At 66.0% G+C, this 25,913-nt stretch carries 26 protein-coding genes and 1 tRNA gene; 13 read left to right on the forward strand and 14 right to left on the reverse strand.

The window, feature by feature from the left end; all coding sequences use genetic code 11:
* Nucleotides 1-80 precede the first annotated feature (80 nt).
* Complete coding sequence (locus FXF75_RS06630) at nt 81-1,061, forward strand: WD40 repeat domain-containing protein (protein ID WP_163520870.1); 981 nt, start codon at nt 81-83, stop codon at nt 1,059-1,061.
* 57 nt (nt 1,062-1,118) lie between these two features.
* Here FXF75_RS06630 and citE read toward each other — a convergent pair whose 3' ends face one another.
* Genes citE through glmS form a run of 5 tightly spaced genes read right to left on the reverse strand, consistent with a single transcriptional unit; the run spans nt 1,119 to nt 6,418 of the window.
* Nucleotides 1,119-2,141, reverse strand: a complete 1,023-nt coding sequence (citE, locus tag FXF75_RS06635; protein WP_163520872.1) for an L-malyl-CoA/beta-methylmalyl-CoA lyase — start codon at nt 2,139-2,141, stop codon at nt 1,119-1,121.
* Between the two features lie 23 nt (nt 2,142-2,164).
* A complete protein-coding gene (gene mch / locus FXF75_RS06640; RefSeq protein WP_163520873.1) occupies nt 2,165-3,265 on the reverse strand; it encodes a 2-methylfumaryl-CoA hydratase in 1,101 nt (366 codons plus the stop codon).
* Nucleotides 3,258-4,532, reverse strand: a complete 1,275-nt coding sequence (locus tag FXF75_RS06645) for a methylaspartate ammonia-lyase (RefSeq protein WP_163520875.1) — start codon at nt 4,530-4,532, stop codon at nt 3,258-3,260. Before FXF75_RS06645 ends, mch begins: the two co-directional genes overlap by 8 nt.
* Nucleotides 4,529-5,962 carry a methylaspartate mutase subunit E gene (locus tag FXF75_RS06650; RefSeq protein WP_163520877.1) on the reverse strand — a complete coding sequence of 478 codons (1,434 nt, stop codon included), beginning with the start codon at nt 5,960-5,962 and terminating at the stop codon, nt 4,529-4,531. The genes FXF75_RS06645 and FXF75_RS06650 overlap by 4 nt, the downstream gene beginning before the upstream one ends.
* Before the next feature lie 15 nt (nt 5,963-5,977).
* The gene (gene glmS, locus FXF75_RS06655) at nt 5,978-6,418 is read right to left on the reverse strand and encodes a methylaspartate mutase subunit S (protein ID WP_163520878.1); all 441 of its coding nucleotides are present in this window, start codon (nt 6,416-6,418) and stop codon (nt 5,978-5,980) included.
* A 150-nt stretch (nt 6,419-6,568) separates the two neighbouring features.
* Between glmS and mct the strand changes: the two genes are divergently transcribed.
* On the forward strand, nt 6,569-7,735 hold the full coding sequence (mct, locus tag FXF75_RS06660) for a succinyl-CoA:mesaconate CoA-transferase (RefSeq protein ID WP_163520880.1): 1,167 nt from the start codon (nt 6,569-6,571) through the stop codon (nt 7,733-7,735).
* A gap of 75 nt (nt 7,736-7,810) precedes the next feature.
* On the opposite strand, the gene FXF75_RS06665 is transcribed toward mct, so the two are convergent.
* A complete protein-coding gene (locus tag FXF75_RS06665; protein ID WP_163520882.1) occupies nt 7,811-8,140 on the reverse strand; it encodes a YbjQ family protein in 330 nt (109 codons plus the stop codon).
* Between the two features lie 160 nt (nt 8,141-8,300).
* Here FXF75_RS06665 and FXF75_RS06670 point away from each other — a divergent pair, with 160 nt between their 5' ends.
* Nucleotides 8,301-8,621, forward strand: coding sequence for a DUF5785 family protein (locus FXF75_RS06670; protein WP_163520884.1), 321 nt, complete (start codon nt 8,301-8,303; stop codon nt 8,619-8,621).
* A gap of 43 nt (nt 8,622-8,664) precedes the next feature.
* On the opposite strand, the gene udk is transcribed toward FXF75_RS06670, so the two are convergent.
* Together udk and FXF75_RS06680 are read right to left on the reverse strand one after the other, a co-directional pair.
* The gene (udk, locus tag FXF75_RS06675; RefSeq protein ID WP_240334506.1) at nt 8,665-9,480 is read right to left on the reverse strand and encodes a uridine kinase; all 816 of its coding nucleotides are present in this window, start codon (nt 9,478-9,480) and stop codon (nt 8,665-8,667) included.
* 255 nt (nt 9,481-9,735) lie between these two features.
* Nucleotides 9,736-9,930 (reverse strand): cold-shock protein, encoded by a 195-nt coding sequence (locus FXF75_RS06680; RefSeq protein WP_163520885.1) that lies wholly within the window; start codon nt 9,928-9,930, stop codon nt 9,736-9,738.
* A gap of 284 nt (nt 9,931-10,214) precedes the next feature.
* Here FXF75_RS06680 and FXF75_RS06685 point away from each other — a divergent pair, with 284 nt between their 5' ends.
* The 7 genes from FXF75_RS06685 (at nt 10,215) to FXF75_RS06715 (ending at nt 17,321) form a co-directional block, all read left to right on the forward strand.
* A complete protein-coding gene (locus tag FXF75_RS06685; RefSeq protein WP_163520887.1) occupies nt 10,215-10,973 on the forward strand; it encodes a GTP cyclohydrolase IIa in 759 nt (252 codons plus the stop codon).
* A 356-nt stretch (nt 10,974-11,329) separates the two neighbouring features.
* Nucleotides 11,330-11,941, forward strand: a complete 612-nt coding sequence (locus FXF75_RS06690) for a cyclic nucleotide-binding/CBS domain-containing protein (RefSeq protein ID WP_163520888.1) — start codon at nt 11,330-11,332, stop codon at nt 11,939-11,941.
* Between the two features lie 227 nt (nt 11,942-12,168).
* Nucleotides 12,169-12,486 (forward strand): hypothetical protein, encoded by a 318-nt coding sequence (locus FXF75_RS06695; protein WP_309221761.1) that lies wholly within the window; start codon nt 12,169-12,171, stop codon nt 12,484-12,486.
* Nucleotides 12,456-13,616, forward strand: coding sequence for a branched-chain amino acid ABC transporter permease (locus FXF75_RS23290; RefSeq protein ID WP_163520890.1), 1,161 nt, complete (start codon nt 12,456-12,458; stop codon nt 13,614-13,616). Before FXF75_RS06695 ends, FXF75_RS23290 begins: the two co-directional genes overlap by 31 nt.
* A gap of 1 nt (nt 13,617) precedes the next feature.
* Nucleotides 13,618-15,567 (forward strand): branched-chain amino acid ABC transporter permease, encoded by a 1,950-nt coding sequence (locus FXF75_RS06705; protein ID WP_163520891.1) that lies wholly within the window; start codon nt 13,618-13,620, stop codon nt 15,565-15,567.
* On the forward strand, nt 15,564-16,568 hold the full coding sequence (locus FXF75_RS06710) for an ABC transporter ATP-binding protein (RefSeq protein WP_163520893.1): 1,005 nt from the start codon (nt 15,564-15,566) through the stop codon (nt 16,566-16,568). The genes FXF75_RS06705 and FXF75_RS06710 overlap by 4 nt, the downstream gene beginning before the upstream one ends.
* Before the next feature lie 3 nt (nt 16,569-16,571).
* Entirely contained in the window at nt 16,572-17,321 is a 750-nt protein-coding gene (locus FXF75_RS06715) for an ABC transporter ATP-binding protein (protein ID WP_163520895.1), read from the forward strand.
* Nucleotides 17,322-17,600: 279 nt separating this feature from the next.
* Here FXF75_RS06715 and FXF75_RS06720 read toward each other — a convergent pair whose 3' ends face one another.
* Nucleotides 17,601-18,902, reverse strand: coding sequence for an ABC transporter substrate-binding protein (locus FXF75_RS06720; RefSeq protein ID WP_163520898.1), 1,302 nt, complete (start codon nt 18,900-18,902; stop codon nt 17,601-17,603).
* A 169-nt stretch (nt 18,903-19,071) separates the two neighbouring features.
* Complete coding sequence (locus FXF75_RS06725) at nt 19,072-20,352, reverse strand: ABC transporter substrate-binding protein (RefSeq protein ID WP_163520899.1); 1,281 nt, start codon at nt 20,350-20,352, stop codon at nt 19,072-19,074.
* Between the two features lie 147 nt (nt 20,353-20,499).
* On the opposite strand from FXF75_RS06725, the gene FXF75_RS06730 reads away from it, so the two are divergent.
* From FXF75_RS06730 to FXF75_RS06740, 3 genes are all read left to right on the forward strand, one after another.
* Nucleotides 20,500-21,699, forward strand: coding sequence for a phosphoglycerate kinase (locus tag FXF75_RS06730; RefSeq protein ID WP_163520901.1), 1,200 nt, complete (start codon nt 20,500-20,502; stop codon nt 21,697-21,699).
* On the forward strand, nt 21,700-22,182 hold the full coding sequence (locus FXF75_RS06735; protein WP_163520903.1) for an N-acetyltransferase: 483 nt from the start codon (nt 21,700-21,702) through the stop codon (nt 22,180-22,182). It begins immediately after the preceding gene.
* Nucleotides 22,183-22,201: 19 nt separating this feature from the next.
* Nucleotides 22,202-22,275: transfer RNA gene (locus tag FXF75_RS06740), tRNA-Thr, on the forward strand.
* A 91-nt stretch (nt 22,276-22,366) separates the two neighbouring features.
* On the opposite strand, the gene FXF75_RS06745 is transcribed toward FXF75_RS06740, so the two are convergent.
* The 4 genes from FXF75_RS06745 to FXF75_RS06760 all read right to left on the reverse strand — a co-directional run bounded on the left by FXF75_RS06745 (nt 22,367) and on the right by FXF75_RS06760 (nt 25,813).
* Nucleotides 22,367-22,720, reverse strand: a complete 354-nt coding sequence (locus FXF75_RS06745) for a hypothetical protein (protein ID WP_163520905.1) — start codon at nt 22,718-22,720, stop codon at nt 22,367-22,369.
* A 357-nt stretch (nt 22,721-23,077) separates the two neighbouring features.
* Nucleotides 23,078-24,457 (reverse strand): PQQ-binding-like beta-propeller repeat protein, encoded by a 1,380-nt coding sequence (locus FXF75_RS06750; protein ID WP_163520906.1) that lies wholly within the window; start codon nt 24,455-24,457, stop codon nt 23,078-23,080.
* Nucleotides 24,458-24,617: 160 nt separating this feature from the next.
* Nucleotides 24,618-24,827, reverse strand: coding sequence for a hypothetical protein (locus FXF75_RS06755; protein WP_163519533.1), 210 nt, complete (start codon nt 24,825-24,827; stop codon nt 24,618-24,620).
* 134 nt (nt 24,828-24,961) lie between these two features.
* Nucleotides 24,962-25,813 carry a ubiquinol-cytochrome c reductase iron-sulfur subunit gene (locus FXF75_RS06760; protein ID WP_163520908.1) on the reverse strand — a complete coding sequence of 284 codons (852 nt, stop codon included), beginning with the start codon at nt 25,811-25,813 and terminating at the stop codon, nt 24,962-24,964.
* Nucleotides 25,814-25,913: the final 100 nt, after the last annotated feature.

Raw genomic sequence — 25,913 nt, forward strand, 5'->3', positions numbered from 1 at the left:
CTCCCCGAGTCGGGTCGGGCACCGACGCGCGAACTGTCACCGACGGAAGAAATAAGGAACGGCGCGCCGGTCTTCCGCCCATGCTCTTCGCGGGAAGCGACGACGGCGTCTACCGAATCGCCGACGTCCGAGAACCCGGAGAATCGTCCGCCGAGAAGGTCCTCGACGCCGAGCGAGTGTATCGCCTCTACCAGTCCGACACGGTGGACGGACTGTTCGCAACTGCGGAGTCGGGGCTGTACTACTCGCCGGACGGGAGCGAGTGGACGCCCCTCGCGCTCCCGGAGGCGAAGGTGTACGCGGTCACCGCCGCACCGTCGGGCGATAGGTTCTACGCCGGGACCCGGCCCGCTCGCGTGTTCGCCGCCGAGTTTGACGACGGCGTCCCGACCGACGAACGCGACTGGTCGGAGGTCCCCGGATTCAGCGAGTTGCGCGAGCGGGCCGATTGGGGCATCCCCCGTCACGACGGCGTCTCGCAGGTCCGGAGCCTCCGGACCCACTCGGACGCGCCCGACCGAATCGTCGCCGGCGTCGAGGTCGGCGGCGTCCACGTCAGCGACGACCGGGGCGAGACGTGGACGGACAGACGCATCGACGGGTTCGACGCACCCCACACCGACGACATCCACCACGTCGCGCTGGCCGACGCCGAGACGCTGGTCGCCTCGACGGGCAGCGGACTCTACCGCTCCACCGACGTCGGCCGCACGTGGGAACGACTGGACGACGACCACCGACAGCGGTACTTCCGCGAGGCCTTCGTCCGCGACGGCGTCGTCTACGCCGGCGGCGCACCGGCGTCCTCGGCGTCTTGGGAAGACGACGCCGACCACGCACTGTTCGAGTCCCGCGACGGTGAGAAACTCGACCGTGTGTCGTCGCCGACGCCGGAGGCGGTCGCACTCGGGTGGTGCGAGACCGACGGCGACGTGTTGACAGCGACCCACCGAGGCCGACTGCTCCGGCGCGGGGCCGACGGCTGGCGGGCGGTCGGAACGGTGCCGACGCCCGGCAGCGTGCGCGGTCGGTACCTCCCGTTGTCGTGGGCCGAACCCTGACCGTCGCCGACGGCGTGAGACCGAGCGTCCCCATCCCCTCGCCGTGTTCGCGTCTCGTTATCCTACCGAGAGCGCGCGCTCCAACAGGTCGGCGTCGTAGAACTCTCGCGTCTGGGATTCGCGGGCGTCGTGGACCGCGCGGACCGTCTCGACCGTGTTCTCGAATCCCTTGAACGTCGCCTCGTCCACCATCTGGCCGTCGATGGACACCGCGCCGGTCCCGTCGTCCTTCGCCTTGGTGAAGGCCGCTATCTTCCGGACCGCTTCGCGGAGTTCGTCGTCGGTCGGGAGGTGGATGCGATTGGCCTGCTCGGTCTGGTTAGGATGGAGCGACCAACTCCCGTCGAGACCGACCCGCGCCTCGCGCTCGACGTACTCGGCGTACTCGTCTCCACTATAGAATGTTACGCCTGCGCGTTCGCGATAGAGGCGGTCGAAGGGACCGCCGATTGCCAGCAGGTCGTTCGCGCTGGCCTCGTTCGACATCGCCTCGTAGAGTCCGGGCCACGTCGGTCTCCCGCCGACCTCCCGGCCGCCGAGTTCCGCGGCGTAGTCCACCGGGCCGAAGACGAGCGCCGCGAGGCGCGCGTCGGTGCCGAGGCGGGCTATCTCCCGGAGGTCGGAGCGAGCGCGCGCGGTCTCTACGATGACGGCCAGTTCGATGTCGTGGCCCGTCTCCTGCGATGCGGCCTCGACCGCGGCCTCGGCCGCCTCCACGTCGGCGCGTCGGCCGACCTTGGGGACGACCACGCCGTCGAGGTGTTCGCCGACCGACTCCGCGAGGGTCGCTATCTGGTCGCGGCCGCGCTCGCTGGCCGACTCGTCGTCGTAGCCCCACTCGACGCGGGGCCAGATTTCCCCGGCGAACTCCGGCGCGTACTCCGGCAGGAGGTCCCGGACGTTCCGCAGGGCCTCGTCTTTCCGGTCGGGCGCGGTGCCGTCTTCGAGGTCGGGCACCAGCCAGTCGGGTGCCTGCCACCCCTCGGCGGCGAGACCCGAGCGGAGGTACTTCGCGCTGTCGTCGCGGGCGACGCCAGCGGGCGCGGTCTGGAACGTTCGGCAGAGTCGTGTGGTAGTCATGGTTGGGTTCTGGTTTCTAATCGTCAGTCTCGTCTCCGGACGAGCGCGGTTCGCGTCCCGGAGTAGACCGGTTCGTCGCGCTGGTTGAACGCGACGTGTTCGAAGGTGACTTCGCCCGCGTCCGGGCCGCCCTCGGGACCGTCCGCGAGGGCCGCGCCGCGGTCGGTCTCCGTCGCGTCGAGGACGCGCGTGAAGCCGTAGACGGTGTCGCCGACCGTCACGAAGTCGTGGAATCGCTCGTCGTCGCAGGACACCTCGCGGAGGGTCCGCTCGTCCGAGCGAGCGTGCCCGAGCGCGATGGACCGGGTCACGTCGCCGTAGGCGACGATTTCGCCCGACGGCGAGTCGGCCATCGCGTCGGCGTTGTGGTGTTGCTTGGCGGTGTTGAGCGTCGCCAGTGGAAGTTGGGCGACGGTCGTGTCGTCGATGGTGCGCCCGCGCTCGTGGCGGTAGGCGACCGCGGCGTCCCGACCGTCGGCCCGGTCGAGCGCGTCCCGGAAGTCCTCGAAGTAACCGCCTTCGGGCGCGAGCAGTTCCGCCGGGAGGTCAGCGTCGTTACGCTGGGCCTCCGCTGACTCTCCCGCGCCCTGCCCCTCGCCGTCGGTGGCGAGCGGTTCGCGGCGCGGAATCATGTTCGTCCGCGAGTACGAGAGCAGGCGGTCGCCCGTCGCGGCATCGTAGCCCGTCGTCTCCCACGTCACGATGCCGTAGGCCGGGTGCGAACTCGACTCGGCCTTCTCCTCGACGACCGACTCCACGCGGAGTTCGGTCCCCGGCGGGACGCCGGGTCGGTGATACCGGAGGTCTTCGCGCCCGAGGAAGTAGCCGCCCTTCTCGCTCAGGTCCTCGACGCTCGCGCCCATCACGCAGGCCAGCAGGTAGTCGGGGTGGACTGGCACCTCGTCGTAGCCCCGGGTCCGGGCGACCGAGGGCCGCCAGTACGTCGGGTCGTAGTTGAGCGTCTGCCCGGCCCAGAGTTCCGACCCGTGCCGAGAGAGTCGGAGTCCCGGGTCGTGTTCGACGGTCTCGCCCTCGGCGAAGTCCTCGAAGCAGTTGCCCTTCTCGCGGGTCTCGGCGCGCTCCAGCGCCGCCGCGAACGCGTCGGCGTCGGTCCAGTCAGTCATCCGCGACCACCCGAGACTGTCGGAGGTCGCGGCGAGCGAGCGCCCGCCGCATCTCGTTCGTGACTATCATGTACCCCTCGTCGAACCCCATGCCGGGCTTGGCCAGCACCTGCGCGGCGTCGGTGGCGAGCGCGACGTGGGCGCAGGTCCGGGCCGACTCTGCGGTCTCGTTGCACGTCCCGCCGAGGTACGCGCGGGTGTCGGTCCCCTCGCAGTACCGGACCGCCTCGCCGCTCCGGTGGACCCCGCCGAGGTCGGGCGTCTTGACCTGCACCACGTCGGCCGCGCCCGCGTCCACGAAGGCCTCCACGTCGGGGAGCGTATTGCACCACTCGTCGGCCACGAGGTCCACCGGGACGCCCGCGTCGGCGAGTCCGTCGCGGAGTTCGGCCATAGCGTGAATCTGCTCGGCCCGGCCGCCCGCGTCCATCGGCCCCTCGACTTGCAGGGGGTAGGGCGCGGCCGCCGCCCGGAGGTCCGCGAAGTAGTCGGCGACTTCCGGACGGTCGTAGGGCGGGCCGAACACCTCGCCGAGGACGCCGTACACGTCCACGTGGAATCGGGGCGAGTAGTCCGCGCCCGCCGGACCGATTTCGGCGGCGCGCGTAGAGAGCCAATCGAGGTACTCGACCAACCGCTCGCCCTCCTCGCCGACCTTCTCGACGCTGTTGAACAGGCCGTGAGGGAGGACGGGGACGCCCTTCAGCAGCATCTTCTCGGCGTTGTCCCGGCGGGCGTCGCCCGACTGGCCGAACACCGGGACCGGGTCGTCGGCCGGGTCGGTCCCGAGGGCGTCGGCCAGCGCGTCGGTCTTCGTCGCGCGGCGGGCCGTCGCGGCGGCGTCGAGGAGCGCCTGCGAGACCCCGTACCGGACGGCGGTGTGCAGGCGCTCGCCGTCGGGACCGTCGAGGTCCGCCAACAGGTCGGCGTTCTCCGCGAACGCCTCGGCGGGTCGGCCGACCAGCGCGTCTGCGACCGTCTCCTCGACGACCGGGACGAACTCCTCGGCGCGGAACAGCGGGTCGCGCCCGCCCGCCCCGGAGTACTGGACCGCGGCGCAGTCGCCGGTCGCAACCGTGCCGTCGTCGAGTTCGAGCAGGACGCTTATCGCCTCGCCCGCCTGTCGGACGCGGTCGAATCCGGGGGTGACCGGGTCGCCTCGGTAGGCGGCACCGTCGCGCTCGGCCCCGCGCTTGATGGCGCGCTGGTCGTCGAAGAAGAACCCCGACGCGCCGGGCACCGCCCGGACCCGCGCTATCGTCGTCACGCGCCCTCACCTCCCGGACGCCCGATGAGACGCCCCTCGCTGATGGCGTCCACGTCGTCGGCAACCATCTGGAACGAGCGGTCGCGGTTCTCCGCGCGCGCCCGCCGGTCGAGTCTGTCGGTGTGAACGTCCCGGAGGTCGGGGTCGAGCGCGAGGTCCCCGAACTGGAGGATGCGGACCCGACCGTCGTCGTCGCGGGCCGGGAGGACCGCGCTCTCGGCGCTCTCGCTCGGGGCGAAGGGAACGTCGAGTTTCCCCGTGTCGAAGGCCTTCACGACGCCCTGCGCGACGTCCTCGTCGCCCAGTTCGAGTATCGTGTCCATCAGCGACCGCGTGGACTTCTCGACGAACTCGCGTTCGCGCTCGACGCCGTCGAGCGCGATGTCCTGCTCGCGCATCATGTCGATGAGCTGTCTGGTGGTTCGCAGGCCCTCGGCGTTGGCCTCCTTGGTGGGGACGCCGCCGAACTCCTGCGGGGACTTGGTGATGACCTTGTCGGGTTCCGCGATGGCAGCGGTGGCCGCGCCGAGCGCGATGACGCCGCTGGCGCGGGCCTCGTCCGGCGGGAACCCGCCCATCCACTCGTGGAAGACGGTGGTGACGGTCACGTCGTCGGGGAGGTACTCCTCGCCGAGTTCGCGGAGCGCCCGCAGCGCCGCGATGTCCTGGACGAGGTTGCCGACCTGCCCGTAGCCGAGGGTGATGCTCCGGACCCCCTGCGTGGCCGCGAGCATCCCCTCGACCAGCATCACGGCGATGGCGATGCTCGGCGGGACGAGCGTCCCCGTCAGCGGCCCGAACGGTTCGCGGTTTATCGTGACGCCGCGCTCGGTGTAGGCCCCGGCGAGGCGGTCCACGTACTGCCAGTGTTCGATGGTCTGCGCGAGGTCGTGCTCCTTGGTGTAGGGGATGTTGTACGAGACGGGGCCGCCCTCGAAGCTCTGGAAGCCGCCGGCGAACGTGACGGCCGCGAGCAGGCGGGCGTCGGGCGTGCCGTGGCGCACCTCTATCGGCGCGTCCACGGACTCGATTAGGCTCCGACAGCCCTCGACGCCGTGGTTGACCGCGGGGAACCCGTTGAGGGTGTCCTCGCCGCTCTCGCGGGCCTCTTCGAGACCCTGCTGGGCCTTCTCGTACTCGTTGTCCCGGGTGTACGAGTCGATGGTCGTCGGGAGCAGGTCGGCGCGCCCGGCGTCTTCGAGGTGGCGCAGCAGCGTTATCTGGTCGTCGAGTCGCGGGACGCCAGCGCGAGGTTGGAGGAGCGGTCGGTCGGCGTCTTCGAGGACGCGGGCGAACTGCTTGCTCCGCGGGAGCGACTCGTGGTAGGCGACCGCCTCCTCGAAGTCGATTTCTTCCACCGACCAGCCGGCTCGAATCTGTTCGTCGATGCGTGAGAGGTCCTCTCCGGAGAGTCTCGTATCGCGTAACATGGTGAAAACGGGGGTTCAGGACGTGAGCCTCGCTCGTTCGGCCTCGGACTCCGCGATGTTCATGTCGGCCTTCAGCGCCGCGATGGCCTCCGCGGGCTTGGTCTCGGAGTCGAACACCCGGTCGAAACCCATCTCTCGGAAGCGGTCTCTGGTCCGGTCGAACTCCTCCTGACCGACCGAGAGGTTGCCGCCGATGTAGGTCAGGAGGTCGAGGTCCGCGGCTTCGATGGTTTCGTGGAAGCCGCGGCAGTCTTGCTCGGCGTGACCGTACAGCGAGGAGACGAGTACGGCGTCACCCTCGTGTGCCTCCGCCGCGCTGACGAACTCCGATTGGCTGGACTGGACGCCGAGGTTGACGACCTCGAAACCAGCCGCGGAGAGCGCCTGTTCGAGTATCGTGATGCCGACGGCGTGCGCGTCGGACCCGATAACGCCGAGGATGACTGTAGCAGACATCGAGTAGAACTTCAATGAACAATACTTAAAGATAATCATTGTTCATGATTAAATCCCTTTAAGGTCATTTGAGGGTGTATGTGTCCCTTCCATACAAACCACATTATTTATTGGGAAGGTTTTTGGTCCGGGTGGGCGATGGCCGGAACGATGCAAGCGCTCGACGACGTGCGCGTACTCGACCTGACGCAGGTTCTGGCCGGACCGTACTGCACCATGCTCCTCTCGGACCTCGGGGCCGACGTAGTGAAGATAGAGCGCCCCGGCGGCGACCTCATCCGCCCGAACCCGCCGTTCGTGAGCGACGACGACGCCTACGGCGGCTACTTCCAGAGCGTCAACCGCGGCAAGCGGAGTCTGGAGATGGACCTGACCGACGAGACCGACCGTGAAGACTTCCTCGGACTGGTCGAAGACGCGGACGTCGTCGTCGAGAACTTCCGGGCCGGGACGATGGAGGGGTTCGACCTCGCGTACGAGACCCTGCGCGAGCGCAACCCCGAACTCGTCTACGCCTCCATCCGCGGGTTCGGCGACCCCCGAACCGGCGAGACCCACCGACAGGGCCAACCCTCGTTCGACCTCATCGCGCAGGCGCTCGGCGGAGTCATGGAGATTACCGGACAGGAGGACGGCCCGCCGAGCAAGGTGGGACCGGGCATCGGCGACCTATTCACCGCGACGCTGAACGCGGTGGGCATCCTCGCGGCGCTGCGCCATCGCGACCGGACCGGTGAGGGCCAGTACGTCGATACCGCGATGTACGACGCCATGATTTCGATGTGCGAGCGCGCGGTCTACCAGCACTCCTACACCGGCGAGGTCCCGACCCGTCGAGGGAACTCCCACCCGACGCTGTTCCCCTACAACGCCTTCGAGGCCGAAGACGGCTACGTCGTCGTGGCCGCCTTCGGCGACAACCACTGGCGGGCGCTCTGCGAGGCGATGGACCGCCCGGACCTCGCGGTGGAGTATCCCGCGACCGCCGACCGACTGGAGAACCGGGAGTCGCTCCGCGCCGAAATCGCGGACTGGACTGCGACCCTCCCGGCCGACGACATCTGCGACCGCCTCGAAGGGTCGGTGCCCTGCGCGCCCGTGCAGGACGTGGCCGACGTGTTCGAGGACGACCACGTCCGCGCCCGCGACATGCTGGTCGAGGTCGAACAACCGGGTGCCGACGAGGAGGTGACCATCGCGGGGTCGCCCATCAAGTTGAGCGAGACGCCGCCGAAACCGGGCGAGCGCGCGCCATTGCTCGACGAACACCGCGAGGAACTGCTGGGCGAACGAGCGAGTCCGGCCGACGACGACTGAGACGCTATCGGAACGCGCTCGGCGTCTCCGACCGGGACAAACCGCTGAAAAGACCGGAAACAGCAGTACTCTCCCCTACTCGCTCCTCGTCTTGACTGCGGTCCCCGAGAGGTTGACCCAGAGCATGCCCTCGCCCATCTCCTCGTAGTCGAACGTCGCGCCGACCACAGCGTCGGCACCGCGTTCCTCCGCCTCGGCGCGGAGGTCCTCGATGGCCTCGGTCCGGCCCTTCTCGACCTTCTTCTCGTACGATTCGCTCCGACCGCCGACCACGTCCCTGATGCCGGCGGCGATGTCGCTCACGACGTTCGCGCCGAGTATCGCTTCCCCGGAGACGACGTCTAGGTACTCGGTCACTTCGCGGCCGTCGAGACTATCCGTCGTCGTGATGGTCACGTCTGCCATGGGTCTGCCTGCGTCCGGACGGCCCATAAATTCACGTTAGTCAATAGGTATCTCTCGACAAGGTGTCGAACGCGGCGGCGTCCCCGCGGACTGAGACCGTCCCTGCGAGTCGCTCGGACGAACGGTAAACTCTTTTTACGGCCCGTCCCACGTTCCGGGTATGGATTGGCCGCACGACCCCGACGGCGAGGAAGGGAGCGAAGGCGGACGCAAGTACGGCATGGCGATTCTCGCCAAGAAACTCGACGACGAGGAGGACTTCCCGCTCTCGAAGCGGGAGTTCGTCGAGGAACACGCCGACGAACCGGTTCGCATCAACTACAAGCGCGTCGTCAGCGTCGGCGACATCTTCGAACACGTCGAGGAAGAGGAGTTCGAGACAATCGTGGACTTCCACAAGGCCGTGGGCGCGGGGATGCGCCGCGGCGGATTCTGGGACTACCATCCGAAGGGCGAGAACCCCGAGAAGAAGAGCGCCTGAGTCCTGCTCTCGCTGTTTCTGCGTCGCCGCTCGACGGTCTCGGTTACTCGTTCGCGTCGTCGCGCCACTTCTGCTCGTGAGCGTCGGCGTTCGCGTCGTTGCGTTCCGCCTCACCGCGCTTTCCATCGCCGAACTCCGAGTCGTCTCGGGTCGCCTCGGCGGTTCCCGGCCCCGTGACCGCGAGGCGTTCGCCGTCGTCGCGTTCGACGCCCTCGTCGCTCAGCGTCCACGCCGACCCCGAGTCGGTGTAAGTCTCGGCGCGGACCTTCTCTTCGAGGAGGTTGACCGCGACGGCGTTCGCGCCCTCGGGGATGATGATGTCGGCACGCTTCTTCGTGGGCGCGACGAACTGCTCGTGCATCGGTTTGACCGTCGAGAGGTACTGGTCGATGACGCCCTCCAAGTCGCGCCCGCGGTCCACCACGTCGCGCTCGATTCGCCGGAGGATGCGCACGTCGGCGTCCGTCTCGACGTACACTTTGATGTCGAGCATCTCGTTCACGTCCTCGTCGTAGAGCGCGAAGATGCCCTCCAAGACGATGACGTCGGTCGGTTCGACCGTGTCGGTCTCCTCCTTCCGGTTGTGAATCGAGAAGTCGTACTGGGGCATCTCGATGGTCTGGCCCGACAGGAGGGCGTCCATGTGTTCGCGGAGCAACTCCCATTCGAACGCCGAGGGATGGTCGTAGTTGACCTCCTCGCGCTCCTCGAACGCCATGTGACTGAGGTCCTTATAGTAGTTGTCCATCGGGATGCGCGTCACGGCGTCTTCGACTTCCTCGGTAATCTCGCGGGCGACCGTCGTCTTCCCGGCCCCGGTGCCCCCCGCGATGCCGACGACGAACGACGGGATGGTCATTGGTGAGATGCAGGACTGACTCCCGTTTGAATCCCTCGGAATTGGTTTCTCCCTCTCGTCGCTAGAGGTGTCTGATTACCGCGAGATTTCCGCGCGCACGCTACGCCGGGGGACGCGTGCTGGCCACAGTCTCGTGCGATATGGAAAACCTGGCGGTGCTCCGCGGAACCGGGACCCCGGTCCAGCAGTCGCTCGCCGGAAGTAAGTGTACGGAAAAGCGCATTCACCCGCCGTGAGGCGGCCTGAAAGCGTAATTTAAAGGCGCGTCAGATTCGTGGCGCGCGGGCCTTTGGGGGCCTGATCGATGTCGAACTCTACCTCAGTTCCCTCTTCGAGGTCGGGGCCGCCGATGTCTTCCATGTGGAAGAACACGTCGTCGTCCGCGTCGTCCGTCGAGATGAAACCGTAGCCGCCGGTGTCGTTGAAGAAATCAACGTTTCCTTCTGCCATTGCAATTAGACATATGTTGGTTACGGGGATAAGTATTGTGATGTGCGTATAGTAATTCCGGCCGTGGATGGACGAGTATTTTCCGAAAACCCGGATATATCGAAGAAGTCCGACCGTACAGTCACTTCGTCCGGTAATCCCGGACGATTCCGCGACCGATTCGGTTCGTATCGAAACTCTCGGAACCCGTTGGCACCGCTCGGCGACCAGTTCGTTCTCACTTCTGGAACCTCTATCAGAAATAGGATAGCTTATAAGCCGCCGCCACAAATCTCCGCCCAACTGTGACGAACGCGCAGGTCACTCTGATTCAGATCGACAACTACGGACCGTGGACCGTGACGCCAGAACCGCGTCGGGAAGTGGACCTCCAGACCCTCCAGTCGCGTCTCTACGCCGACCTCTCCCAACTCGTCGGCAACCGCGAGGGGTACGTCTTCTTCACCCGATTCGACAACATGGTCGCCGTGACGAACGGGATGGACGAGACCGACCACGCCATGATACAGGAGTCGGTCGGGAACCGCTACCCGGTCACCGTCAGTTTCGGCGTCGGCGCGGACCCGAGTCCGGTCGAGGCGCTCTCCACGGCGACCGAACACATCCAAGACGCCGGAAGCGCACAGGAGGCCGACCGGACCGAGATTCTCCGTGGCACTTGTCTCGACCCGGACGAGCGGACGGACGACGACGTCCAGATAGCCCACTTCGACGTGAACGACGCCACCGGGAAGTACACCGACGAGATGAACGCGTTCGACTCGTTCATCCACATCGAACAGGGGTACGCCGAACTGATGCGGTACTTCCGGCGCGCCCACGGCGGTCTCTCGTTCTTCGTCGGCGGCGACAACGTCATCGCGGTCTCGCCAGACCTCGACGCGGCAGCCTACGAGGACACCGTCCGGCACGTCCAAGAGACCGTCGAGGTTGAACTGAAAGTCGGCGTCGGACAGGCGGCGACGCCCCAGTCCGCGGGAATGGCGGCCAAGCACGCGCTCGAAGACTGCCGCGACGACGGCGACCGCGTCGTCATCGACTGACCGGGCGAGCCATCGCGGTAGTCGTCTTTCGGCCAGCACTCGTCCTCCGGTACCGTGTCGACCGAGGGTAGGACCGGCGTTCGAGTCTCCGTTCGTTCTCGAAACCTACGCCTCGCTATTGGCCCGAACCGCTGCGTCTGTGGAAATGCTCGAAACCTCGCCGCATCGCGGTCGATGAAACGTCCTGTTACCGGGTTCCACTCCGACTAGTAGCACGCGGTGTCCCCGAGGTCGGGTTCGTCCCCTACGAGCGCGCAGTCCCCCGCATTTTCACCTGCTAACTATTACCATAGGTCGCTCGTAGGCTTAAAACTGCCGGGGATACTTTTTAGAGAACCAGTGTCAATCGTTCACACATGGAAGGCGAAGTGACCGTCCGGGACGTGATGTCCCGGGAGTACGTCGGGGTTAGCGAATCTGATACGGTCTTGGGCGCGGTCAGACTCATGCACGAGGAGGGCGTCGGGTGCGTCGTCGTCCTTCGGGGGAGCGAACCGGTCGGCATCGTGACCGAGTCTGACGTCATCGCGTTGGTCGCCGAGGAGGGCGACCCGGCCGAGACGGACGTATCGGCGGTGATGTCCGAACCGATAGTCTCGGTAGACGCCGACCTCGAACTCCCCGAAGCCGCGGGCACGATGTCGCGCGAAGACATCCGTCGTCTGCTGGTCACCAACGACGCCGAAGTCGTCGGCGTCCTCTCGGAACGCGACGTAATCTCGGCGTCGGCCTCGCTGTCGGGTGTCCCGTCGCTGCGCGAGGAGACCACCCTCGACGTGGGGACCCCTGCCGGTAGTGACAGGATGGGGAGAGAACCGACGAGCAACGAACCCGCCGACGCCGCGGCCGACGGCGACCACCGATACGAGTACTCCGACCGGAGCATCTGCGAGACGTGCGGAACGCTGAGTAGGGAACTCACCAACGTCAACGGTCAACTCATCTGCGTCAACTGCCGAAACGTGTAGCCTCAGAGTCGCTGTCGGTCATCGCCCCTCTCCTATCATTTCTGCCATTTAACGCGGAATGTGTGGTTGGGTACGCCCGTCTGACACGATAATTCAACTGTCACCCGCCTTCTATCTCGTATCCCCGTCTCTTCGGACTGTGAAAAAGCGCAAGACCCAAATAGGTCGGGCTTGCGAGATACGACATATGGTAGGTTGTGACAAGATGGCAAGAGAGGTGGTGGCACGTGCCACCTAGCACTGGGTTGGCGAACGCGGTCGTGACGGGACTAGTTACGGGCAGTATCGTCGCGCTCGGCGCTATCGGGTTGGCGCTGGTGTACAACATCGCGGAGGTCCCGAACTTCGCACACGGCGAACTCCTCATGCTCGGGGCGTACATGGCGCTGTTCGTCAACAAACCGGCGACGGTGCCGGTCTTCGAACTGCTGACGCAGGTGGACGCGCCCGCGAACTCACCGCGGTCGGATTCGCCGTCCTGTTCGTTCTCGCGGCCGGGTCGGCGCTCGCGTCCGTGTACTTACTCGGCGGAACGTCCGCGCTGAAGGGGTCGTGGTGGCCCGGCGACCCCAGTCCGGCGCTCGCGCTCGGCGTCCACGCGGTCGCGGCCGCGGCCCTCGGCGTCGTCGTGAGCCTCGGTTTCCCGTCCATCTGGGCCGGACTGTTGCTGTCGGCGCTGGTGCTGGCGTGGGTCGCTCCCTTCCTCGAGAAAGTCATCTTCCAGAAGTTCCGCGCGAAGGACGCCTCGCTCGCGACGATGCTCATCGTCACGCTGGGACTCTCGTTCGTGCTCCGGTTCGGCACGCAGGCGTTCTACGGCGGTGAAGTCCGGACCTACGTCGTCCCGCAGGTCGGCAGCGTGTTCGGCTACGACGTGGGCCTGTCGGCGGCGAAGTTCTTCGACCTGTACGTCACGGGAAGCGGTCTCACGATGCACGTCATCGACACCGGTCCGACTCCGGCCCAACCGATGTTCACCGCGGCCTACTCGTGGCTCGCGGTGGTCGCGCTCGTCGCGCTGACGCTCGGGGCCGCGTTCGCGGTCTACCGCTGGCGGAGCGGCGGGGACGAGGGGTACGGCACCGGCCACACCATTGGCCCGAAGATTAGCGCGGCCGTCGCGGGTATCGCGACGTTCGTCGCGCTGCTGTTCCTGCTGGCCGGCGGCGGGTCGGTTCCCGAATCGTCGTCGTTCTCGACCAGAATCCGCCTCTCGCTGATGCGAGCGTCGGTCATCTTCATCGCGGTCGGGATGATGGCGCTGCTCCACTTCCTGCTACAGGAGACCAAACTCGGCAAGGCGATGCGGGCGTCCAGCGACAACATCGACCTCGCCAAGATTACCGGCATCAACACCGACCGCGTGATGATGGCGACGTGGATAATCGCCGGGGCGTTCGCGGCGGTCGGCGGCGTGATGCTCGGGGTCCTGTTCAGCCAGTTGACGGTCAACATGGGGTTCTTCCTCCTGCTCCCGATGTTCGCCGGGGTCATCCTCGGCGGGCTTCAGTCGGTGTACGGCGCGATTCTCGGGAGCTACATCGTCGGCCTGTCGATGGACGTCGGCATCTACGCGATTCCGGGTATCGGTTCGACCTACCGAATCCCCATCGCGTTCGCCATCCTGTTCGTCGTCCTGCTGGTCAAACCCGAAGGAATCACGGGAGGCACCTAACATGGCACTGTCATCCAGCCTCGTCTCGCTCGGCATCATCGTGGGTATCTACGCGATACTCGCGCTCGGACTGAACATCAAGTTCGGCTACACGGGCCTGCTCGACATCGGGCACGTGGCGTTCTACCTGACCGGCGCGTACGTCACTGCGCTGTTGGTCCTGCCGCCGCCCAGCACGCAGCAGTTCGCCACGTACGTGCTCGGGTGGAACTGGCCGTGGCTCCCGGCCATCGCGGTCGGGACGCTCGCCGCCGGACTCCTCGGCATGCTGGTCGCGCTTCCGGCGATTCGGTTGCGGGAGGACTACCTCGCAATCGCGGTCCTCGGCATCTCGGTCATCCTGAAGCGCATCGTCCAGTCGGAGGGCTGGCTCGCGAACGGTCCGGGTTCGCTCCGCGGATTCAGCCAACCGTTCCGCACGTACTTCCCGCTGCCCGGCGACACGCTCGGGGCCGCCGCACTCCTCGGGTTCGTCGTCCTCGTCCTCTGGACGGTCGCGACGTATCTCCTCGCGCAGGTCGGCACCGAGCGCGGGACCGACGTCGCGGCCGACGGTGGAGAGGCCGAGGGTTCGCAGGCCGCGTCGGACGCGCGCTCCGACGGTGGCGTGACCCGGGACCGCACCATCTCGGGCACCCCCGGTATCGGCGGATGGGTCGTTGACGGTCTGCTCGCGCTGACGATGCTCGGCGTCGGCTACGTCGCGGCCCGACGCTCGCGGACCCGGACGAGCGACTCCGAACAGCGACTCCTGCTCGGTGCCGGCGCGCTGTTCGGTCTGGCCGCAGGCGCTGTCGCGTGGCAAGCGTTCGAGTGGTGGACGGCCTTCGGCGTGAACCTCGACTTCGTCTTCGGTCTCGTCGTCTTCGCCGCCGTCACCGCGGGTTTCTACGGCGCGAACCGGCGGTACGCTCCGCTCGCCGGTGCCGTCACCGCCACGGCGGCCTTCGGAGTCGCGTTCCTCGTGGGCGACTCGCCGATGGTCGCGTTCGTCTTCCTCGCGGCGGCGTCGCTGTTCACGTGGGTGTTCGGTGCCGTCGCGGTCGTCCGCCGATACAGCGACCTCTCGGGCCGCGACTTCGGCGTCGCGCTCGGTCTCGCGGTCGTGTTCGTCGCGTGTTTCGCTCCGCTCATCGTCCTCGGCGGCGGGTCGGGCGACGCGATGAGCAGCGTCGGACTGTTCGTCACGATGGGACTGCTCGCCGCGTTCCTCTACGGCGTCTACTACCTCGGGTCGAACTGGGACCGATTCGGTTCCGGCGTCGAGTTCGTCCGTATCGTCGGTGTCGGCGCGATATGGCTGTTCGTCATCCGGTACTTCGTGATGGCCAACATCGTCCCGTTCCAGCGCGCCGGGGCGAGCGCGGTCGTGCAGAACAGCGTTCAGAACCTGCTCTGGCTGTTGAAGTTCCAGGGCGGGACCGCCGCGTTCGACTACACCCGGTTCCTGCTGGTACTCACGCTGGCGTCGCTGGCGATGCTGTACTACCTCTCGGAGATTACGGTCGAGTCGCCGTTCGGCCGGGTGCTGAAGTCCATCCGGGAGGACGAGGACGTGGCGACCTCGCTCGGGAAGAACACGTTCGCCTACAAGGTCCAGAGCATGATGCTCGGGTCGGCGCTCGCCGGGTTCGCCGGCGGACTGACCGCCATCTACTTCCAGAGTCTGGTTCACACGATGTTCGCGCCGCGGGTGACGTTCATCGCGTTCCTCGCGCTCATCATCGGAGGAACCGCCAACAACAAGGGGATGATTCTGGGCGCGACCATCTACTGGGCGTTCCAGAAGGCGACCGCCGACATCGCCGCGTTCTTCCCGACAGCGGCGCGCTCGTCGGTGCAGGCGCTTCGACTCGCGTTCATCGGCGCGCTCCTCATCGTCATCCTCTACTACCGCCCCGAAGGGCTGTGGGGCGAGAAACGAACCGTCGCGGAGGTGGCAGAAGAATGAGCGAGACAGTCGAATCCGAACCCGAGACGCACGGAACTGGCGAAGCGATACTCGAAGTCGAAGGACTGCGAAAGACGTTCGGCGGCATCACCGCCGTGGACGGCGCGACCTTCGAAGTCGAGGAGGGCACCGTCACGGGTCTCATCGGTCCGAACGGTGCCGGGAAGACGACGACGTTCAACCTAATCAGCGGGTTCTACGAACCCGACAGCGGGGACATTCGGTATCGCGGCACCGACCTGCAGGACATCATGCGCCCGAGCGACACCGAGCAGGGTATCTGGATGGGTGCCTCGGGGATGACGTTCGGCGGCGTCGGCCTCGCGGCCGCGGCGACCGCCGGCGTCTCCACGCTCGGTCTCGGCGGCGCTGCGCTCGTGGGCGCTGGCGTCGGTGCCGGTCTCTATCAGGCCGAGGAGAAGGTCAAGAACGACTACCTCGACGTGAAGAACAAGCGTCCGTTCCGCGTCTCCCAAGAAGGTCTCTCCCGGACGTTCCAGCTCACGCGCGAGCTACAGGGCCTGACCGTGCTGGAGAACCTGATGCTCGCGCCACAGGACCAGCGCGGCGAGAGCCTCACCAACGCGTGGTTCCGGCGCGGTGCGGTCGCCGAGGAGGAAGCGGCGGTGCGCGAGCGCGCGGTGGAGATGCTGGAGTTCCTCGAAATCGACCACCTCACCAACGAGTACGCGGGCAACCTCTCGGGCGGCCAGCGCAAACTGCTGGAACTCGGACGAGTGTTGATGACCGACCCAGACCTCATCCTGCTGGACGAACCCGTCGCCGGGGTCAACCCCGCGTTGACCGACAAGTTACTGGAGCGAATCGAGAGTCTCCGCGAGCAGGGCTACACGTTCTGCATCGTCGAACACGACATGGAGGTCATCATGAACCTCTCGGACACCATCATCGTCATGGACCAAGGTAAGAAACTCATGCAAGGCACGCCCGAAGAGGTACAGAACGACCAGCGAGTTGTGGACGCCTATCTGGGGGGATAACCGATGGCACTACTCGAAGCCCGCGATATCGTGTCGGGGTACGGCGACGCCCAGATTCTCCACGGCGTCTCGATGGACGTCGCGGACGACGAAATCGTCTGCATCATCGGACCGAACGGCGCCGGGAAGTCCACGTTCATGAAGGCCGTGTTCGGTCTCATCGACTGCTGGGAGGGGTCGGTCACGTTCGACGGCGCGGCCATCACCGACCTCCGGCCGGACGAGATTACTCGCGAGGGGATGTGCTACGTCCCGCAGGTGGACAACGTGTTCCCGAATCTGACGGTGCGAGAGAACCTAGAGATGGGCGCGTACATCCTCGACGAACTGCCGGACGACGCCCTCGAAGAGGTGTTCGACCGGTTTCCGATTCTGGAGGAGCGACAGAACCAGAAGGCCGGAACCATGTCGGGCGGCCAGCAGCAGATGCTCGCCATGGGCCGCGGTCTGATGGTAGACCCGGACCTGATGCTGGTGGACGAACCCTCGGCGGGTCTCGCGCCGGACTTAGTGGACGAGGTGTTCCGGAAGATAATCGAGATAAACGAGTCGGGCACGGCCATCCTGATGGTCGAGCAGAACGCGCGGAAGGCCCTGCGGAACTCCGACCGGGGCTACGTGCTGGAGATGGGCGAGAACCGCTTCGAGGACACGGGCGACGCCCTCCTCGACAACGAGGAAGTGACCGAACTCTACCTCGGGGCCGGTGGCGGCGACGCCGGCGATACCGGCGAGACGGCGACCGACGACTAACAACCTCTCTTCTCGACCGCGGTTTCGGCGTTCCGTCTCGTAACCGGCGATAGGTCTCCACGTTCGGACACGACCAGGTAAGTATGGCTCAGCCCTCTCAGGTTAGTCGGACTGGCAGTTCCGGGACGGTCTCACTGACTCGTCCGCAACCGCGCGAGGCGTCCGGACGAGATTCGTTCCGTCATCCTACTTCAACCCTCGCGTCGGCGTTCGCCTCCCGCTCACCTACCGTCGCTGGACTCGCGGACCGAAAAATCAGCGTCGGTCGTCTAACCTCTCCTACGTCGTGGTCGTCGTGGACTGTCCGGAGTCGGAGAGTTTCCCTTCGAAGAACGACCGCGGAATCGTCTCCAGCACTTTGGTCGAACCGCTCTGGACTTGCATGATGGCGAACTGGTTGAGCGGTTCGAGTCGCTCGTTGAGGTTGACGGGACTCGACGCGCCCTGATAGTTGACGTCCGCGCCGTTGCCGAGCAGGTCCTTGGCCTTCTGGAACTCGTCGACCGTGACGACCTGCCCGCTGTCGCTTTCGGGCCGCGAGACCGACCGGATGTTCTTCGCGATGGCAGTTCCCGAGGCCTCGCCCGCGGCCTGAATCGCCAGCGCCTGCAGGAACAGGGCGTCGTAGGCGTGGGGCGCGAACAGCGTTCCCGCCTGTTCGCCCATCATCTCCTCGAACTTCGTGGCACCTTGGGTCTGCTCGGGGTTCGGCGATGCGAGGTACATCCCGTCGGTGATGGATTTCAGACTGTTGAAGAACTCCTTGGAGTTCAGGCCCTCGCTCAGGACCCACTCGCCGCCGTAGCCGCCGTTCGACCACTGCTTGAGGATGGTACGACCGTTGCCGGGGTAGCCGACGAACCCGACGGCGTCAGGATTCCCGTTGAACACCTTGTCGAGCGTCGAAGTGTAGTCGCTCGACCGCTTGCTGTAGCCGACCATCGCGGTCGTCTCGCCGTTAAACTGTGCGCTGGCTTTCTCGGCAAGTCCCTGTCCGTAGGGGTTGTCGACGTAGAGGAACGCGGCCTTGTCCGCCCCGATGTACTTGTCCTCGTTCATGATGCGGCCCATCACGATGCCCTGCTGGCCGTCGTTGGGCGCGGTCCGGCCGAAGTACTTCACGCTCTTGTCCTGATTGTACCCTATCTGGGCCAATGCGGGCGACGTGCTGGCGTTGCTGACCTGCATCACTTGGTCGGCCGCGACGTTCTGCGCCAACGGGACCGACACCCCGCTGGAGGCCGCGCCCACGAAGCCGATGATGCCCGCCTCGTTGACCAGCGAGTTGTACTTCTGAATCGCCCGCGCGGGCTTGGTCTCGCTGTCGGCGTTGTTCATGTTGATTTGTCGTCCGAGCGGTCCGCCCGCGTCGTTGACGTTCTGGGCCGCGAGATTCGCCGCCTTCTGCATCCCGCTCCCGTAGGCGCTGAGCGCACCCGTGATGGGGAGAATCGACCCCATCTGGATAGCGCCGCCCTGTGTGGCACCTGCGGACGTTGACAGTCCGGTCAACCCGGCCACCCCCGCGGCCGTCGCGCCCTTCAGATACACCCGTCGCGTCGTTCGGTAGTTCTCTGACATCTCCGACGTATCACACGACGCGGTACCAATAAACAATTGTGTATGCTTACCACGGTCCGTCGGGATAGTTCAATCGAGTCCGGCCAACGACGAAGAAGAGCTGGAAACGGTTCCGTAATTCGATGCCAAAACGAAGTGAAAGATGTCACCTCCGGTGGTGACGAGTACGCTACAGTTTGCCCTCGAACCACGACCGTTCGATGGTGTCGAGTTGCTTCCGCTTGCCCTGCTGAATCTGCATGATGGCGAACTTGTTGAGCGGTTCGAGCGACTCGTTCATGTCCACGGGACTCGACGCGCCCTGATAGTTGATATCCTCCCCGTCGTCGATGAGGTCTTTCGCCTTCTGGAACTGTCCGGCGTACACTTTCGTCCCCTCTCGGGACATCGACCGGATGTTCTTGGCGATGGCCTTACCGGACGCCTTCCCGGCCTTGTGCATGGCCAGCGCCTGGAGGAACAGTCCGTCGTAGGCGTGGGCCGCGAACAGCGTCCCGGACTTGTCGCCCATTCCCTCGTTGAACGCCGTCGTACTCTTCTTCGACGAATCTGGACTCGGCGACGCGAGATACATCCCGTCGGTGATGGACTTCAGACTGTTGAAGAACCCCTCGTCGTTCAGACCCTCGCTCAGGACCCACTCGCCGCCGTACCCGCCGTCGTCCCACTGCTTGAGGATGGTCTTCCCGTTGCCGGGGTAGCCGACGAACCCGATGGCGTCGGGGTCGTCCTCGAACAGTTTGTCGAGCGTCGAGGTGTAGTCGGAGGACTTCTTGTCGTACGGGACCACCGCGGTCGTCTCGCCGTCGAACGCCTCCTTCGCCTTCTTTGCCAATCCCTTGCCGTACGCGTTCGCGACGTGGAGGAACGCGGCCTTGTCCGCACCGATGTACTTGTCCTCGTTCATCGTACGGCCCATCACGAGACCCTGTTGGCCGTCGTTGGGCGCGGTCCGGCCGAAGTACTTGACCGTCTCGTCCTCGTTGTAGCCGATTTCGGCGAGCGCTGGCGTCGTGCTCGCGTGACTCACCTGCATCACGCCGTCGGCGGCGACGTTCTTGGCGAGGGGAACCGACACCCCGCTGGAGGCCGCGCCCACGAATCCGACGATGTTCTGCTCGTTGACCAGCGATTTGTACTTCTGCTGGGCCTTGCTCGGTTTGGTCTCGCTGTCCTTGTTGTGGACCTTCACCGTCCGACCGAGGGGGCCGCCCGCGTCGTTGACGTGTTCCTTCGCGAGGTTCACTGCCTTCTGCATGCCGCCTCCGTAGGCGCTCAGCGAACCCGTAATCGGGAGAATCGAACCCATGTGAATGGGACCGGCACCGCCCTCGCCGCTACCGCCGCCGGAGATGCTGCCGATGCACCCCGAGAGACCGGTGACGCCTGCAGCACCGAGCGCTGCCGTCGTCTTCAGATACGCGCGCCGCGACTTTTCCGTGCCTGTCATAGTCTACCAGAAGGTCTCAGACCGGGTATAAAAAAGTTTGCAACTTGTGAACTAAACACACCCTTTGGTGAAAGTTTACTCGGAGGCGAATTTTTATTTGTCAGCCAGCCCGACACATATATGACTCGGGCTATCGGAGTCACGTACATGCCGATAGAGACCCTGGACGACCTCGCCGTCCAAGGGACAACGCTCGGAGTGCGTATCGACATCAACAGCCCGCTGACCGACGACGGGGACCTCGCCGACGACGCCCGCCTGCGTGCCCACCTCGACACCCTCTCGGAACTCTTGGACCGGGGCGGCCGGGTGGCCGTCCTCGCCCATCAGGGGCGTCCCGGGGGAGACCAGTTCAGGGACCTCCGCCCGCACGCCGACCGCCTCGACGAACTACTCGACGCGCCCGTCGAGTACTCCGACGCCACCTTCTCGGCCGACGCCCGCCGCGCGGTCGAGAATCTGGGGGACGGTGAGGCCGTGGTGCTGGAGAACACCCGCTTCTACAGCGAGGAGTACATGCAGTTCCCGCCCGAACGCGCCGGGACGACCGAACTCGTGGACGGTCTCGTCCCCGTGCTAGACGCCTTCGTCAACGACGCCTTCGCCGCGGCACACCGCTCGCAACCCTCCATCGTCGGCTTCCCGACTCGGATTCCGAGCTACGCCGGCCGGGTGATGGAGCGGGAACTCGACGTTCTCGGCGACATCGAGAGCACGCCCGAACCGCGGACTTACGTCGTCGGCGGCGCGAAGGTCCCCGACTCGATGGCGGTGGTCGAGAGCGTCCTCGAACGGGGTCTCGCCGACGAAGTGCTGACGACCGGCGTCGTCGGCAACGTGTTCCTGCTGGCCGACGGGACCGACCTCGGTGACGCGAGCGCCGACTTCGTCTACGAACAGGGCTACTGGGACGAAATCGACCGCGCGGCCGACCTGCTCGAGGAGTACGGCGACCGCATCCGTCTCCCGGTGGACGTGGCGGTCGAACGCGACGGCGAACGCCACGAACTCTCGGTGGACTCGCTCCCCCCGAAGGAGGACGAGGCCGCGATGGACGTCGGCACGGAGACCATCGACGCTTACGCCGAGGTCGTCCGGAACTCGGGCACCGTCGTTCTCAACGGTCCCGCGGGGGTCTTCGAGGACGAGACCTTCGCTCGCGGCACCCGCGAACTCTTCGAGACCGCGACGGCGGCCGACTACAGCATCGTCGGCGGCGGCGACACGGCCGCGGCCATCCGGAAGTACGGTATCGACGGGTTCGACCACGTGAGTACGGGCGGGGGCGCGGCGCTCAACATGCTCACGGGCGAAGACCTGCCAGCGGTCGAAGCGCTACGCGACTGAATGGTCTCCGTCGAACTCGGGAGCACGGCTGACGCCGACGCGGTGGCCGACCGGTGGGTCGAACTGGCCGCCGAGCAGCGCGAGTTCGACTCGCACCTGTCGGCCGACGCGAACCGGTCGGCGATTCGAGAGGCCATCGCCCAGAGCGCGGTCGCCGACGAACTGCTGGTGGCCAGAACCGACGGCGGCGATATCGTCGGCTTCGTCACCTTCGGGACCGAGTCGAGCAACTACGAACAGGACGTGACTCGCGGCGTCGTCCAGAACATCTTCGTCGTGCCCGAGCGACGCGGCGAGGGAATCGGGTCGGAACTGCTTCGCGCGGCCGAACGACGACTCGCCGAGAGCGGCGCAGACGCCCTCGCGCTGGAGGTGATGGCCGCCAACGACGACGCCCGTCGGTTCTACCGACGCCACGGCTACGCTCCGCATCGAGTCGAGTTGGAAAAATCGGTCGAAAGCGATACGCTCACAAAGGAGTAGCGAGAACGACGCTGTACGCGCCAGGGGAGCTTGGGCGGTTCAAGCACCCGACTTGTAATCGGGAGTTCGTGGGTTCAAATCCCACCCCTGGCTTCGAATTTCCGGCTCGTCTTCTTCGTTGCGGTTCCCGTACAGGCGTCACGTCTCCGAAAAATCACAGCGTCGAGACGAAAAGCGGGTCGCGCTACGCGTAGAACTTCGTCAGTTGGTCGCCGAGGTCGATGGCGGTACTCGGTGTGTCGGGTCCCGACTCCTCCAACCACTCGACGGTGGCGTCCAGTTCGGGGGTCGGGGCGACCCGCTCGTCGTCGTAGGTCAGGACGCCGGCGTCGGCCAAGCGCGGTAAGTGGTTGTGGTGGAGCGCGATGCGTAGCCGTCGCCGGGTCGGTCGGTCCGAAGCGTCGGCCGGGCCGACGCCGCGGGCGAGGAGTCGCGTCGTCAGTTGCTGGCGGGAGACGGGACCGGTTTCGTCGAGGACGTCCACGATGGCGCGTCGGTACTCGTTACTCAGTAGGTCGAACGCGGTTTCGAAGTCCATTGGTGGAGTGGCTGGCACGCTACCGGAGGTACGTGCCGGTGATTAGTCCACTCTCACGGAGGCTTAAGAAACCTCTTGCCGGTTGCAGCAGTTTCGGGTTTTCGGGACACGGTCACTCTCCCCGTCTGATACTACGCACCGTGAAACGGTCGGGAGTCTGTCGTCGTTTTAAGTGATACACCGTCTTCCGTTCTGGCAGGCGGTGACCGACCGCCTCGACGCGGTTCCGACTGCCCGTCGGTCTCCGCGTCGAAACGCGAAGCGACCCTGCCCGACGACTCCCGAGACCTGTGACGCGACGGACCTCCGCCGGGCGCACTCTCCTCGCTCGGCGGCCCGCCGCACGTTTTCGCTCAGTTACTCGGTCCCGTTTTCGTACGACAGCGCCGCGACTCGACCGTCACCGTACATCGTCAGAATCTCGGGTGCCGGGTCGTCGTCCATGTCGGCCAGCGTCGGGTTGGTCCAGAGCGGCGTCTCACGCTCGTAGGACGCCAGTATCTCTCCCGAAGTCGGGTCCACGATGGAAACGCGCCCGTCGTTCGACGCCGCGACGAGTTCGTCGTCGCCGTCGTCGTCCACGTCGCCGAGGACCGGCGGCGGCGTCATCTGGGGGTTGACCGTGGTCAGACTCGTCGTCCACTCGACGTCGCCCGACGTCGCGTCGATGGCCCGGAGGTTCCCGTCGCGGGCGGTCGCGTACACCTCCGCGGTTCCGTCGCCGTCACCGTCCCCGACCGCATCGACCGCGGCGTACGCGCCGAAGGACTGTCGCCAGACCAGTTCTCCGTCGTCGCCGTCGAGGAGCGAGACGTTCCCGCCGGAGGTGGCCGTCACGAGTTCGGCCGGCGGGTCGTCGTCGGCCTGTCCGGTCGTGAACCACGTCACCGAGTCGCCAGCGCCGACCGAGCGATTCCACGCGATGCTCCCGTCGTTCTCGAGCATCACGAGTCGTCCGTTGCCGAGCGCGACCGCGAGTTCCGGTGCGCCGTCTCCGTCGAAGTCCTCGACGTACGGTTGTCCCCAGACGTAGTCGGCCGGAAGTTTCCGCGTCCAGACGGTCTCGGCGTCGGCCACGCCCTGCGAGTCGTTATCGGTCGAGTTGGCGTCCGGCCGGACGACGAAGACCGTCCCATGAACGTCCACGACGACGACTTCCGGTCGCGCGTCGCCCGTGAAATTCGCCACGACCGGCCGGGTGTAGCCGTAGGCCGAGAGGTTGCGTCGGAACTCGGTGTCGCCCGTCCGCGGGTCGAAGGCGGCCACCGTCTTCTCGGTCGACGTGGCGAGGACCTCCGTCACGCCGTCGCCGTCTATATCAGCCAACGTCGGGTCGGCGATGGAGTGGATGGTGCAGTTGGCCGGGGGAACCTCGTAGGCCCACCGGACGCCGCCACTCGTTCCGTTCAGCGCCACCAGTCCGCATCCCGCAGACTCGTTCGTCACGCCGTTTGCGTGGTCATGACGGTGGCCGTGGCTCTGCCCGCCGCCGGCCGTCTCGCCGCTGATTGGTGCGAAGACGAACGGTTGGTCGCCGACGGTGCCGCCGACCGCGACGTGGTGATTGCCGGTGATGTTCCTGCCGGTGTCGCTGACCCAGTTGGCGGTGAGCGTCGGGGTCGCTCCGGAGTCGGTCGTGTCGTCCTGCGCGACGAGCGAGACGGTCGCGCCGACGACCGCGACCGATGCGACGACTGCGAGCGCGACCAGAACCACATTGCGTTTCGCTGTAGGCATGATAGGGAAACCACCTGAACGAGGTGCTTCCCCGACACTCGGTGTGCGAGCGAGATAAGCGCCCGCATTCTAAGTCGAGCGCGGTCTCGAAAGTGGAGGGTCGTCCGCTCGACGTCGGCGTGACTCCCGAAGCCGAGGCGGGGTGACTCGACCGGCCGGGCTACTCGAACTTTCCGACGTTCGAGAAATCGTCGTCCTCGCAGGACGGGCACTGGTTCGGTTCGGTGATGAAGACGGTCCCGCAACCCTCGCACTCGTACAGGTCGGGGCTGTCGTCTCCGGCGCTCGCGTCACGTCCGGCGGTATCGGAAGCCGACGACCCCAGCAGGCGTTTGGCTCGGTCGACGGCTGCGGAGAGGAGTCGCTTCAATACGGGTGGATGCTGACCGGCGGTACAAAACGTTTGTTGCCGCCTACTGTAACTGACAAGTTACGGGTTTGAACAGTGTCGGCGGTCTTCGGGACTCGACGGAGTGGACGTCCGGCGGTCGCGGGGACGTTCGGTTACTCCTCCGGGCGCGGCAGCGCCACGAACGACAACTCGACGATGCTGAACGGGTCGTACACCGACTGGTGGCACTGGCAGTAGATTTCGTTGGCCGCGCCGAACTGCCGACTGTCGGCGAGCGCCTTGAATCCGGGGACGCAACAGAAGTGGGTACACTTGTTCATGTTGGCGAGGAACCCCTGTTCGGTGGCGGCCGCGAGCCACTGGTCGCCTTGGTCCACCATCTTCTCGATTCGCGTACTCCGGATTAGCTGGACCGGAATCGTGCCGCCGGGTGGCACGTCCTGCGAACGCCACGTCACGAGCGCGGGCTTACCGGCCCCGGCCTCGCCGATACCGTTCCCCCAGTCCACGTAGTTGCTGAAGTCCTCGACGTTGACCTTGTCGCCGGGTTCCACCTGCTCCTGTTGCCACTCGTACGGCGGCGACCCCGCGTACCGGAAGAAGTTGTCTTGGTCGGCGTCGGGTTTGACGCCGGGATAGGTCTGGACGCCGCAGTACTGGAACCACTCACTGGAGTAGGTAATACCGCCCAGTTCCATCTCGGCGACCGTCACCTCGCGACCCTGCTCGGTGACGGTCTCGGGTTCGGGCCACACTCCCTTGACGAATCCGTCGTCGTCTATCTCTATCGGAATCTGGGGCATCCCCCGCGGTGCGGGGCCGGCGACGTTCTCGACGCCGAAGTACTGGGTGATACCCCCGCCCGCCCCGGTCGGCGCAGTCGCCGCGTTGATGCTCGCTGCCGCCGCGGTGCCGACGCCCGTGAGCGCGGCGCTTCCCACGACGCCCTTCACGAACCGCCTGCGTCCCGACTCCTCGGGATACTTGTCGTCCTCTTCAGCCATACTGGACCCCTCTAACTGCGGTCGTATCGCTGTTAAACATGCTCCCCCACCTGTGTTTTCTGGCGTTCAGCGATAAAAGGGTTGTTGGGGTAGGCACTCG

This window comes from Halorussus sp. MSC15.2 (assembly GCF_010747475.1).
Taxonomy (GTDB): Archaea; Halobacteriota; Halobacteria; order Halobacteriales; family Haladaptataceae; genus Halorussus.